The sequence below is a fragment of the Myxococcus llanfairpwllgwyngyllgogerychwyrndrobwllllantysiliogogogochensis genome, from assembly GCF_006636215.1.
Lineage (GTDB): Bacteria > Myxococcota > Myxococcia > Myxococcales > Myxococcaceae > Myxococcus > Myxococcus llanfairpwllgwyngyllgogerychwyrndrobwllllantysiliogogogochensis.
In genome coordinates this window covers 1-13,740 of record NZ_VIFM01000287.1, presented here as the reverse complement: position 1 = coordinate 13,740, position 13,740 = coordinate 1, and the positions used below count along the sequence as shown (strand labels likewise).

Sequence of the window (13,740 nt, the reverse complement as noted above, 5' to 3'; positions counted from 1 at the left end):
GGGTGGGGGTGGGGAAAGACTGATTGCCGTGGGTCCTCGGCGAAGGCGCGCAGCAGGGCCTGGAGTTCTCGGGCCCAGCCGGTGACGGTGTCGGGGTCGATTCGGTCGCTGTCGTGGATGAGCTCTCCACGCAGCCCCGTCGGGGTCTCTTCCAGATACAAGGTGAGGTCGAGCAGCGCCGTGTCGTGCGCGAGCGCCAAGGGGGTCGCCTCGAGCGCGGACAGCTCGGGTTGGGGCGCGACGCCCTTCAGGACGAGCATCACGTTGGGCGTCGGGCCTCCAATGGCCTCGGGCGGAACGTCGGGATGGGCATAGGCGCCGAGCGCGACCGCTCGTGCATGCGCGAGCAGCTCCAGGAAGCTCGGTGCGCCCTCGGGACGCAGGCGCAGCGCCAGCGTGTTGATGAACGTCCCGACGAGCGGCTCGAGGTCCGTGTGGCCCCGATGTGCGGCGGGCGTGCCGATGAGCAGGTCTCGCTGGCCACACGCTCGCGCGAGGAGCACGTACAGCGAGGACAGCAGCACCATGAAGAGCGTGCTGCCCGCCTGCTGTCCCACCACCCGCAGCCGCTCGACGACCTCGTGCTCCACGCTGAAGTCGACGGAGCCACCGTGGTAGCGCCGCTGCTCCATTCCTTTCGAGCGAGTGGGCCACTCCAGCCGAGGCGGCGGGGCCGCAAGCTGCTGCTTCCAGTACCCGAGCTGTCGTGGAAGGACCTCCTCCTCGACCCATCGCCGTTGCCAGCGCGCGTAGTCAGCGTACTGGAGGCGCAGGGGCGCGAGTGGACAGGGCTCGCCCGCGAGGAAGGCCGCATAGAGCACCGTCAGCTCATGCACCAGCGCTCCCCGGGATGCGCCGTCCACCACCGTGTGGTGCATCATCAGCACCATCACATGGCGCTGCTCGGAGAGGAGCAGGAGCCAGGCTCGGAACAGCGGTCCTCGGGCCAGGTCGATTCGCCGCCGCTGCTCGTCGTGAAGGAGGCGGCGAAGTGCTTCCTGCTGCGCCTCGGCGTCGAGCGCGCACAGGTCCACAGGCTCCATTGCGGTAGACCCCGGTGGCGCGATGACCTGGACGGGAGTGTCTCCCCGGAGCTCGAACGTCGTCCGCAGCACCTCGTGGCGCTCCACGAGCGTCGCCACGGCACGCGTGAGCGCATCCCGGTTGAGCGGCCCCTCCAGCCGCATGGCGAAGGTGGCGATGTGGGCTGGAGCGAGGTCCGGCTCCTTCACCTCGGCGCGCCACAGCCGCTCCTGGGTGAGAGACAGCGGCGGTGGCCCGTATCGAGGCAAGGGCTCCAGTCGAATGGACTCCGGCGCCCCCCGCGCCTGCTGAAGCAGCTCCAGCAAGCGCGGCTTGTGCTCCACGAGCGCCGAGCGGAGCGTCGCGTCCACGACGCCCTCTTTTGCTCGGACGCGCAGCTGCTGCCCCTCCGCCCAGAGCTGGACGTGGCGCTCCGTGAGGCTGGAGAGGAGCTGCTCCAGGTTCATAGGGTCAGCTCACTCATTCCCGGCGTGGAGTCCGCCGTCAGCGCCTGCGTCGACGCGAGCTGATTGACGGTGAGCTGCTGCTGGGTGAGCTCCGCCAGTTCCTGGAGGCTGGCGCCGTCGATGAACTTCGCGATGGGCAGGTCCACGCCCAGCGCATTCATCAGGTGGTTCTTCAGCTCGATGGCCATCAGCGAATCGAGACCCAACTCGGTGAGGGGCCGCTCGGGCGCCAGCCGCGATGGATTCTTGATGCGCAGCACCTTGGACAGCCGCTTCTGCAGTTCGGTCACCAGCAACCGGCGAGCCTCCACGGGGGAGACCTCCGAGAGCTTGCGGAGCAGCGCATCGTCCCGGGCCGAGGCTTTCGCACCACCACCGCCCTCCCGTGCGACGAGCGCGGACAGCAAGAGCGGCACCGCGCCCTGCACCTCGAAGCCACCTCGGGCGATGGGCATGACCGCCACTTGAATCGCGGCGCTCGCCGAGAGCAGCGACGACAGGACGACGAGCCCCTGGGCCGGACGGATGGGATTCATCCACCGGTCGGCGAGTCGCTCCTGGACGCGCTCGTTCGCCGCGGCGCCCACTTCCGACCACGCTCCCCAGTTGATGGTCAGCGCGGGCAGGCCCTTGGCGCGCCGGTAATGGGCCAGCGCGTCCTGGAACGTGTTGGCCGCGGAGTGGTTCGCCTGACCGCTGTTCCCCAGCAGCGAGGCGATGGACGAGTAGAGGACGAAGAAGTCCAGCGGCTGTCCCAGCGTCAGTCGGTGCAGGTTCCACGAGCCGAGCACCTTCGCCGCGAACACCTTCTTGAAGCGCGCGTGCGTCTGCTGCTCGAGGATGCCGTCGTCGAGTGCTCCCGCGGAGTGGATGACCCCTCTCAACGGAGGCATCCCCTCCAGCCCCGACGCCAGGGCCCTGGCCAGCGCGTCTTCCTGCGACACATCCGCGCGGGCCACCACGACGCGCACATTCGCGCTCTCCAGTTCCTGGAGCTGCTCCGACGCCGCCGCTGTCGGGGCCCCGCGTCCAAGCAACAGGAGGTGACGGGCCCCGCGCTCCACGAGCAGTCGGGCTGTGAGCAGGCCCAATCCGTTGAGTCCGCCCGTGATGAGATAGGTCCCATCTTCACGGCACTGGAAGGGCACCTCCGACTCCATCCGCGAATGCCGCATGACGCGAGGCACGCGCCGGATGCCGTCCCGGAAGGCGACCTGCTCGTCGGAGCGCTCCGAGAGCAGCTCGGTCACCAGCCCTTCCAGGTCATCGCGCCGAGGGTCCAGGTCGATGACCGTGCCTCCCAGCTTGGGGTACTCCATCGCGATGCCTCGACCGAGGCCGTGCAGCGGTGATTGCGCGACGCCCGGGGCTCCATCCCCCAGCACGTCGAGCGCGCCCCGGGTGACGAAGCTCAGCGCGGGGGAGAGCCGCGTGGCCAGCAGTGCTTGGAGCAGGTCGAGCGCGCTGCCACAACCATTGCGGTACGCCGCCTCCAAATCGAGCTGCGCCATGTCGTCCGGTCCCGAGGAGTCGAGGCTCGTGAGGTGGACGACGTGCGTGGGGGCTTGCGTGATTGCGAGCTCTTTCAACAGCTGGGTGAAGTCCGCGACGGTGGCCCCCGTGCCGGAGATCACCGCGCACAGCTCGCCTCGGGCTTCCAGTCGCTCGGCCAGCCTGTATCCCGTGCCTCGTTCGTCCGCGACGATGAGCCACTGCCGCCTGCTGGCGCGCGCGTCCTCGTCGGGCAGTCGAGCCAGGATGACCGCCGCCTGGAGACTGGCTTCGTGCTCCTCTTTCGCCAGCGCCGCGCTCGCGGAGAAGCCCTCCTGCGCGAACAGCGTCTTCCACCCCGCGCTCGAGATGAGCGGGTGCGTGGGGCGCAGGTCCGTGTCCGTGTAACGCCACCAGCCCGACGTCAGGCCGAACGTGAGGTCGACCCAGCGCCGCTTGGACGTGGCCTCGACGACGAGCAGCATCCCCGAGGGCGCCAGGAGCCGCCGCGCGTTTCTCAGCGTCTCCTTCAAGCTCTCCGTGGCGTGCAGGACGTTGGCCGCGACGATGATGTCGAAGCCGCCGGCCTCGAAGCCCTGGATGGCCGGGTCCTTCTCGATGTCCAGCGTCCGGTACGTCACGAACGGATGCGCGCGGAATTCCTGCGCGGCGCGCTGGAGGAAGAGCGGTGAGATGTCCGTGAAGACGTACTCGGTGCGCTCCGCGGGCAGCTCGGGCAACAGCAGGGCCGTCGTGCCACCGGTGCCGGCGCCAATCTCCAGCACCCTGATAGTGCGCTCCGCGGGCAATCGCGAGACAGCCTGCGCGAGCGCCGTCTTCGCCTGCGCGTTGAGCTCCCGAGGGCCTGGCGAGTCACGGTACAGGCTGGCCGCGACCTCCATGTCTCCCTTGGGGAACAGCAGCTCCAGCGGGTCGCAGCGCCCGCGAAGGGCCTCCCCGAGTCCTTCGCCGCAACGCTGCACCAACGCCTGCTCCGAGCGATGCGCCGGGTAACGCTCCGCCAGGGACGCCATGCGCGCCGCGACGTCCATGGGCGCCGGACAGGTGACGACCTCCAGTGTCTCTCCCGTGGCTCGCAGCAGGCCTTCCTCGGTGAGCATCTCGAGCAGTCGCCGCCACAGCCGTTGGTGCAGTGGAACGACCCCTAGCCGCGCGGCACGCTCATCCGCCTTGAAGCTCGTGCCCGGCGTGAGGTCGCAGCCCAGTCGCTCCATGGCCTGGAGCACGTAGGGGACGCACAGCGACTCCAGCTCCTGGAGGAACACGCCGTAGGCCGCCAGGTCTTCGCGGCCGGACAACGCCTCCAACTGGGGGAGGACCGCGTCACGCAGCGAGTTCGGAGTCGGAATCCAGGATGGGGGCACGCGGCGCCCATGGGGCAGGGCGGGGTGCCATTCGAGTGCGTAGAGCCACTCCTCGAGCAGCTTGTCACCCTGGCCCAGCAACGCCTCCAGTCGGACCTGACGGAAGCGCAGTCGCTCCGCCTCCGCGAGCAGTCGCCCATCCGTGCTGAACACTCGAAGCGATGCAATCGCCTCCACGCCTTCCTGGCGACGCTGGAGACTTGCCCAGACCTCTCGCTCCATTGGCGCGTGAAGGCGGAGCCCTTCGACACCGGCGGGGAGATACGGCACGTCCTTGCGCTTGGGGAACGTCACGCCCAGCGCCTGGAAGCACGCATCCAACATGACTGGATGCACGGTGTACGGCTCCAGCTTGAGTCCCTCTGGCAGGACGATGCGCACGAGGGCCTCGCCCTCTTGTCCGTACATGGCCTGGAGTGCCTGGAACATCGACCCGTACACCAGCCCTCCGCTGGCCAGATGCGCGTAGTAGTCCGCGGGCGCGATGGCCTCCGTCATCCGCGCTCGCAGGGACGCCAGGGACTCGCCCGCCGCCTTCGACGGTGACGCCGCTCCGAATCGCCCCGTGGCCACCTGTTCCCAGGTGGTGACCCGGTCTTGCTCCCGACGCATGAACACCTTGAGGACCTGCGTCGCTCCCTCCTCCTTCACCAGTGTCGATTGAAGGACGACGGCCCCCTTCTCCGGCAGGGCGACAGGCCGCTCGAAGGTGAGCTGGAGCAGCTCCAGCGGCTTCTCACCCGGAACGCTGGAGAAGCGACCCGCGGCCAGTGCCAGCTCGACATGGGCCGCTGCCGGCAACAGCGCGGTGCCCGCCGCGCGATGGTGGTCGAGGAAGAAGGGCTCCCTGGCGCCGAGCGCTCCCTCGAAGCGCACATCGTTCGAACCCGCCAGCTCGACGCGCCGGCCGAGCAGCGGATGGAGCACTCCCGCCTGGGAGGGCAGAGGCTGCGCGCCAGCAGTCTCCGGACCTGTCTCCACCCAGTAGCGCTCGCGCTCGAAGGGCGTGGTGGGCAAGCGCACCCGCCCACGAGACGTCTTCCCGTGTACCTGCGACCAGTCGACGGCGACGCCGCGCGTGTGGAGCGTGGCCAGGCTCTCCAGCATCCGTCGACGGTTCCCCATGCCCGTGTGCAGCGACGGAAGCCACTCGCGTGACTCGCCGTCCTCCGGAATGCACCGCTGCGCGAGGCCGAGCAGCACGCTCGCGGGGCCCACCTCCACGAAGTTCCGCACACCCAACGCGTGGATGGACTCCACCGCTCGCGCGAAGTTGACGGGCTGGAGCAGGTGCCGGCACCAGAAGTCCGGCTCCGACAGCTCACCCTCCACGAGCTGGCCCGTCATGTCCGAGACGATGCGCAGCCTCGGCGTGTTGAGCCGCACCCGGGAGAGGTGCTCGCGGAAGCGGTCGACCATCGGATGCATCAGGGGCGAGTGGAACGCGTGCGAGACGTTGAGCTTCTTCGCCTGGATTCCCTCCGCCGCCAGGGCCTCCACCACCGCGTTGACGGTTTCACTCGCACCGGAGATGACCGTGCTCGTGGGGCCATTGATGGCCGCGATGGACAGTCGCTCGCGATAGGGCTCGATGGCCGCCGCCACCTTCGCGTAGGGCGCGAGGAACGACGCCATCTCGCCCCCCGGTGGCAGCTCATGCATCAGTTGTCCACGCAGGGCGACCAGTGGCAGCACGTCTTCGAGGCTGATGACGCCCGCCACGCACGCGGCCGCGTACTGCCCCAGGCTGTGCCCCACCACGACGGAGGGCTCCACGCCCCAGGCCTTCCACTGCTCGGCCAGGGACACCTCCAGCGCCACCATGGCGGGCTGGGTGAACACCGCCTGCTCCAGCGGTGAGCCGCTGCCCTCCTCGGCGAACAGCACCTCCAGCAGGGGCTTCGGAAGATGCGGTGCCAGGATGCTCGCGCACCGGTCCATCGCCGCGCGGAACACCGACTCTCGTGTGTACAGCTCCCGCCCCATGCCCAGGTGCTGCGAGCCCTGTCCGCTGAAGAGGAAGGCAACCTGCGCGGCGCGTGATGCGGCCTCCTCGGAGACGATGAGCCCGTCGATGGGATTGCCACTCGAGAACGCCTGGAGCTGCGCACGCAGTTCGTCACCCGAGGTGGCGACGGCGGCGAGGCGGTAGGGCATCGTGGAACGGCTCGCGGTCGCGCTGTGACACACGTCGGAGACGTCCTGCTCCGCGTTCCGCGTCAGGTGGGTCGTGTAGCTCCCGGCCAGTGTCGACAGCGCCGAGGCGGTCTTCGCCGAGAGGACCAGGACGTGTTCTCGTCCCGGTTCGGAGGGCGTGGCGCGCTTCTCGGTGATGGGTGCGGCCTCCAGCACCACGTGGGCGTTCGTCCCGCTGTAGCCGAACGAGCTCACCCCCACGAAGTTCCGAGGGCCGCCGGGAAAGTCGCGCCGCTCCGTGACGACGGACACGGGCAGCTCGTTCCAGCGAATCTCCGGGTTCGGTGTCTGGAAGTGCAGGTTCTTGGGAATCTGCCGGTGCTGGAGGCTCAGCGCGGCCTTCATCAGCCCCGCCATGCCGGCCGCGATCTCCGTGTGCCCGATGTTCGTCTTCACCGAGCCGATGAGCAGCGGCTCCTCGCGGTGCCGCTCGTCCTGGAAGACGCGGCCCAGCGCTTCGACCTCGATGGGGTCGCCCAGCGCCGTCCCCGTGCCGTGGGCCTCCACGAAGTCGATCTGCGAGGGCTCCACGCCACCGTTGCGGAGCGCGGAGCGGATGACTCGCTCCTGGGCGCTGCCGTTGGGCACCAGCAGACCGCTGCTGTGGCCGTCGTGATTGACGGCGGAGCCTCGAAGCACCGCGATGACTTCGTCACCGTCCGCGAGCGCGTCCGACAAGCGCTTGAGCACCACGACGCCGCAGCCCTCGCCCCGCACGAAGCCGTCCGCCCTGGCGTCGAAGGTCTTGCAGTGTCCCTCCGCGGAGAGCATCCGCATCTGGCATTCGACGATGGTGCTCATCGGCGAGAGCATCAGGTTGACGCCCGCGGCCAGCGCCACGTCGGACTCTCCGTTGCGCAGGCTCTGACAAGCCAGATGCAAGGCCACCAGCGAGGACGAGCACGCCGTGTCCACCACGAGCGTGGGACCTTCCAGCGCGAGCAGATGGGCGATGCGTCCCGCCGCCACGCTCAGGCCCGTGCCCGAGCCGGTGTGCGAGTCAATCTCTCCGGAGGCATGCACCAGATAGGCGTAGTCGCGGTGCATGATGCCCACGAACACGCCGGTGGCCGTGCCCCTCAGCCTCGACGGCGAGAGCCCCGCGTGTTCGAGCGCTTCCCAGCTCGTCTCCAGGAGCAGGCGCTGCTGCGGGTCCATCAGCACCGCCTCACGCGGAGAGATGCCGAAGAACAGCGGGTCGAACCGGTCCACCTGGTTCACGAAGGCGCCATGCCGCGTGTACATCTTCCCCGGCGTGCCGGGGACGGGCGAGTAGAGCGCGTCCAGGCTCCAGCGGTCCGAGGGCACCTCGGTGACGGCGTCGCGCCCCGCCGCGAGCAGCTCCCAATACGCCTCCGGACTGTCCACGTTCCCAGGGAAGCGACAGCCCATTCCGACGAGGGCGATGGGTTCCGCCGGGACGAGCCCCATCTTGTTGCGAAGCTGCTTGGCGGCATACGCGAGCTGCGTCGCGCTCATCTGGGCCAGTTCATGCGCGTTCATCGGTCACCTCGGGGCCCTGCTTCGTTGGACCGCCCGGCGGCGAGCGCCGCGGTCACATCGGCTTCGGACATCTGATTGACCTCCATCAAGAACGATTCGAGCTCGGCGTCTCGCGGGGCCGCGGACACCTCCTGTGCCTCGGGCGCGGGCACCAGCTCGCGCGCGAGGTGATTCGATAGGGCCTGGACACTCGGGTGGTCGAAGATGAGGCTCACCGGCAGCGAGCGACCCAGCGTCCGCTGGAGCGCGTTGCGCAACTCCGTCGCCATCAGCGAGTCCATGCCCGCCTCGAAGAGGCCTTGCTCCGGGTCCAACGGACGGCTCGCATCCAGCCCGAGCACCCGCGTCGCCACCGAGGCGATGTGCTCCCGCAGGAGTCGAGGTTTGTCACCGGGAGGCGCGCTCTCGAAGCGGCGCAGGAAGTCCGCGCCCGTCGCGCCGCCCGTGGGTGTCACTCCCGCGAGCTCCGAGAAGTACGGCGCCGCGGCGAGCCGCCCCATCGACTGCCAGCCGATGGCCACGACTCCCACCTGGGGCCTTCGCTGACCCAGCAGTTGCTCGAAGGCGGCGAGCCCCTGCTCGGGACTGATGGGGGTGACGCCCATGCGGCGGACTCGCTCCATCACCCGTTCCGTCGCGGCCACGCCCACCTCGGACCAGGGGCCCCAGTTGATGGAGAGCGCCGGCAGGCCCGACGCATGACGGTGATGCGCCAGCGCGTCGAGGAAGGCGTTGGCGGCCACATAGCTGGCCTGCCCTGACTGCCCCAGCAGCGAGGCCACCGAGGAGAAGAGGACGAAGAAATCCAGCGGCTGTCCCAACGTGTGACGGTGGAGATGCCACGCGCCGAGCGCCTTGGGGCCCAGCACTCGCTCGAAGCGCTCCAGGTCCTGCTGCAACAGCATGCCGTCGTCGAGGACCGCCGCCGCGTGGACGATGCCGCGCAACGGAGGCATCGTGTTCGCGAGGCGCGCGAGCAGCTCCGTGACTTGTGCCTCCACGGAGATGTCGACCTGCAAGGTGACGATGCGCGCACCTCGTGCTTCCAACTCGCGCAGGCTGTCCCTCGCTTCAGCCGAGGGGGCGCGCCTGCCAAGCAACACCAGATTCCTGGCGCCACGCTCCACCAGGCGGCCCGCGAGCTTCAGGCCCAGTCCGCCGAGTCCGCCCGTGACGAGGTACGTCGCGTCGCCACGGAGCTTGAGCGTCGTGGTGCCTTCCGCTGCCTCGGCGCTCCTCGCGAGTCGCGACACGAGTCGCTGGCCGCCTCGGAGGCAGACCTCGTCCTCGGGTGTGCGTTGCTGGAGCTCCGCGACGAGCGCCTCGACCCCGTCCGTTCCTTGCGCCGGGTCCAGGTCCACTCGCAGGCACCGCAGCTCCGGGTGCTCCTGCGCGATGGCCTTGCCCAGGCCGGACAGACACGCCTGCACGGGCGTTGGAAGGGGATTTCCCTGCGTCGCCTGGGCGCCTCTCGTGACGAGCACCAGCCGGGGACTGACGCCTGTCTCGGCCGCCGCTCGCACGAGGTGGAGCGTGCTTCCCAGGAGGCTTCGATAGTCCCGGGCGAACGTGTCGGGCTCTCCGTTTCGCGACGTACGCACGTCCAGCGCCGCGAGGTGGAGCATCCCCGTGAAGGGCCCCGCCTCCGTGAGCAGCCTCCTCGCGCTTGCCGCGAGCGTCAGATCCACATGCCGAGTCCCAGCGTCCTCGGGGCCTGTTGCTTCTCCTGGGAGGGCCACGATGCAGTCCGACCCCAAGGCGCGCAGGCGGCGTGCGATATCCGTGGCCCGTCCACCCGTGTCACCGACGATGAGCCACCGCTCGCGAGGCGGCGTGCCCGTGGCGGGCGGCAGGGGCAGAGGACGCCATGCCACCTCGTACATCCAACCGCGCGGCACCCGCTTCGAGTTCCCGAGCAGGGCCTCACGCGGTGCCTGCTGGAACTCCAGTCGCTCCAGCTCCGCGAGGACTCGGCCGTCGGGCGCCAGGAGCGTGAAGTGCGCGGTGTGGACGCGCTGCCCCAACTCCGGCCCACCATCGAGTCGCGCGTGGACGAAGACCTCACGCCCCAGCTTGTCGTGGACCCGCAGCTGTCCGATTCCCACGGGCAGGTAGATGCTGCCTGGAGGCCCCTCGGGAAACACGGCGCCGAGGACCTGGAAGCAAGCGTCGAGCAGCACGGGATGCAACACGTGCTCGCTTGCTTCGAGCGCGTCCGGAAGCGTGAGCTGTCCGAAGGCTTCCTGTCCGCCTCGGCCGAAGCGCGTGACGGCTCGGCACAGCGGCCCGTAGTCGATGCCGTGCTCACCGATGCGCCGGTAGAAGTCCGCGACGGAGACCTCCTCCGCGCAGCGCCTCGCGAGCACCGTGACATCCTGATGCAGCGAGGCCGAGGGCTTCTCCGTCGAAGACAATCGCCCCGAGGCATGGAGGGTGAATGCTCCGTCGGACAGGCTGTGCACCTCGAAGGTGCCCTTGCGCGCGCCCTCGCCGTCGTCCGGCGTGACGAGGACCTGGACCGTGCGCGGCTCGCCTTCCTCCAGCCGCACGGGCTTGTGGAAGCGGACGTCCTCGAGACTCAGCGCGCCCTGGCCGAAGACCTCCTGGCCCGCTGCCACGCCCATCTCCAGATACGTCGCACCCGGGACGATGACCGAGTCGTAGACGCGGTGGTCGGCGAGAAAGGCGGGAGACTCGGTGCTCAGCTCGCCCTCGAACTGGATGACCCGAGCCGCGGAGTTCAGCCTTCGTCCGAGCAGCGGATGCCGCGCCTGCTCTTCTTCGCTCCTCGCGGACTTGAGCTTCATCCAGTGGCGCTTGCGCTGGAACGGCTGGTTCGGCAGGGGCACCCGGGAGCGCCGGCCGTGGGTCGCAATCCCCGTGAGCCCACTCGATGCTCCTCGCACCCAGAGCTCCGCGAGACTCGCGCGCATCTGCTCCACGTCCGAGTGCCCGTTGCGGAGGCTCGGCAGCCAGACCAGGCGCTCGTCGGGCAGACATGTGCGCCCCATTCCGAGCAGCACGGGGGTGGGGCCGAGCTCCACGATGAGGTCCGCCCCCTTCGCGTGCAGGGCACGTAGACCCGCCGCGAAACGCACGGGCTCCCGGACATGGCGACGCCAGTAGGCCGGCGTCGTCGGCTCGTCACGCACCAAGGCGCCGGTGAGATTGGAGATGAGCGGCAGCTCGGGTGGGCGCAGTCGGAGCTTCGCCACCATGCGCTCGAAGGAGTCGAGCATCGGCTCCATCAGCGGTGAGTGGAACGCGTGGGAGACGTTCAGGGGTTTGACCTCCACGCCCTCTCGCTGGAGGACTTCCCCGACGACCCGAAGCCGCTCGCTCCTGCCCGCGATGACCACTTCCGAGGGCCCATTCACCGCGGCGATGGAGAGCTCCCGGGGATGCGCGGCGACGAGGGCCGCCACTCGCTCCTCGGGTGCGCGTACCGCCAACATGCCCCCCACGCGTGGCAGCTCCTGCATCAGCCTTCCGCGCGTCGCCGCCAGCAGGAGCGCATCCTCCAGCGACAGCACCCCCGCGACATGCGCCGCTGAAATCTCCCCGACGCTGTGTCCCATCACCACCGAGGGCTCGACGCCCCAGTGCTTCCACTGCTCCGCGAGCGCCACCTCCAGCGCCACCAGCGCGGGCTGCGTGTACGCCGTGTCATGCAACGCGCTGTCACCCGGCTCTCCCGCCGATGGGTAGAGCACCGACAGGAGAGAGACGCCCAGATGCGAGCGCAGCAGTTCGTCACACCGGTCCATCACCTCGCGGAAGCGAGGCTCATGGGCATACAGCTCGCGCGCCATGCCGACGTACTGCGAGCCCTGACCCGTGAAGAGGAAGGCGACCCGGGGTTTCCTTCCCGTGGGCACCACTCCCGCGCTCACCCCTGAAGGCCGCTGACCCGAGGTGAACGCCTGGAGTCGCTCGTCGAGCTGTGCTCCGCTGGAGGCCAGCACCGTCAGCCGATGCGGAAATGATGCGCGCCCCGTCGCGGCGGTGAAGCAGACATCCGCCAGCGGAACGTCCTTGCCCGGCCCCTGCCTCCAGGTGAGGTAGCGCCGCGTGAGCTCCTGCAGCGCCTCCTCGCTTCGTGCGGACAGCGCCAGCAACTCCGGACCGGGTCCCGGTGTCTCCGGCACTCTCTGCTGCGTGACAGCGAGTGGGGCCTCCTCGATGAGGACGTGCGCGTTGACTCCAGAGAGTCCGAAGCTGCTGACGCCCGCGATGCGAGGTCGGGTGCCGCGCTTCCATGGCGTGCGCTCCGTCGTCACCGCGATGCGCGCCGGGTCCCACGCAACTTGCGGGTTCGGCGTGCGGAAGTGCAGATGCGCGGGGAGCTCTTCGTTCTGGAGTGAGAGCACCAGCTTCATGATGCCCGCGACACCGGCCGCTGCTTCCAGGTGACCGATGTTCGTCTTCACCGAGCCGATGAGGAGCGGCGCGCCCGGCGCTCGCTCGGGACCGAAGACCGCGTCGATGGCGCGGACCTCTATCGGGTCTCCCAGCGGCGTCCCCGTGCCATGGGCTTCCAGGTAGTCCACGTCGCGCGGCGACAGCCGCCCCGAAGCCAGGGCCTTGCGAAGCAGCTTCTCCTGCGCCGGGCCGCTCGGAACCGTGATTCCGCCGCTCTGCCCGTCGTGATTGACGGCCGAGCCCCGCACCAGCGCCAGCACCGGGTCTCCCGCGCGCACGGCGTCGGAGAGGCGCTTGAGCACCAACATCCCGCAGCCCTCGCCACGGCCGAACCCGTCCGCCGACGCGTCGAAAGTCTTCGAGCGACCATCCGGCGCCGTCGCGCGCATCTTCGACAGGACGATGCTGGTGTCCGGGAACACCATCAGGCTGACACCTCCCGAGAGCGCCAGGTCGCACTCGCGAGCGCGCAGGGCCTGGCAGGCCAGGTGCGTCGTCGCCAGTGTGGAGGAGCAGGCCGTGGCGATGACCATGCTCGGGCCCTGCAGGCCGAGCACGTACGAGAGCCGCCCCGCGGCGAAGCTCATGTCATTGCCCGTGCCCATGTACGGCAGGTCGGGCGGGTCGATGCGCTGGAAGGGGACTCGGCCGTAGTCGCCGGTGATGACGCCCACGTAGACGCCGGTGGCGCTGCCGCCCAGCCGGTCCGGAGCGATGCCCGCGTTCTCCAGCGCTTCCCAGCTCGTCTCCAGCAACAGGCGCTGCTGCGGGTCCAACATGGCCGCCTCGCGCGGCGACATGTTGAAGAACGGCGCGTCGAACAGGTCGATGCGCTGGTCCACGAAGCAGCCGTACCGCGTGTACATCTTCCAGAACCGGTCGGGGTCCGGGTCATAGAGCGCGTCCGCGTCCCAGCGCTCCAGCGGCACCTTGCGCGTCGCGCACTGCCCTTCCTGCAGCAGACGCCAGTAGCTGGCGGGGTCATTGGCTCCGCCCGGATAGCGGCAGGCCATGCCGACAATGGCGATGGGTTCTTCCTGGACCGCCTGGAGCGCGTCCAGCCGCGAGCGCATCTCCTTCAGGGCGATGGCGGCCTGTTGAAGCGGCGTGGGGACTTCGCGGGGAGGGGAGGAAACCGTCATGGGTCTGCCTCAACGGGAAACGAGTTGGAACTCATGGGTGATGAGCGCCTCCAGCTCCTGGTCCGACATGCCCTGAATCTCCTGGGCGTGCGGAATGGGAGGCTGTCTCTT

Annotated in this window: 3 protein-coding genes; all 3 read right to left on the bottom strand. The window is 69.3% G+C overall.

Going from position 1 to position 13,740, the window contains the following annotated elements; all coding sequences use genetic code 11:
- The coding region (locus FJV41_RS41520; RefSeq protein ID WP_246137749.1) for a condensation domain-containing protein at positions 1-1,490 on the bottom strand (1,490 nt) is incomplete at its 3' end.
- Positions 1,487-8,065: a type I polyketide synthase gene (locus FJV41_RS41515; RefSeq protein ID WP_141648163.1), complete on the bottom strand. Its 6,579-nt coding sequence runs from the start codon at positions 8,063-8,065 to the stop codon at positions 1,487-1,489. The genes FJV41_RS41520 and FJV41_RS41515, both read right to left, overlap by 4 nt.
- Positions 8,062-13,629 carry a type I polyketide synthase gene (locus tag FJV41_RS41510; RefSeq protein ID WP_141648162.1) on the bottom strand — a complete coding sequence of 1,856 codons (5,568 nt, stop codon included), beginning with the start codon at positions 13,627-13,629 and terminating at the stop codon, positions 8,062-8,064. The genes FJV41_RS41515 and FJV41_RS41510 overlap by 4 nt, the downstream gene beginning before the upstream one ends.
- Positions 13,630-13,740 lie beyond the last annotated feature (111 nt).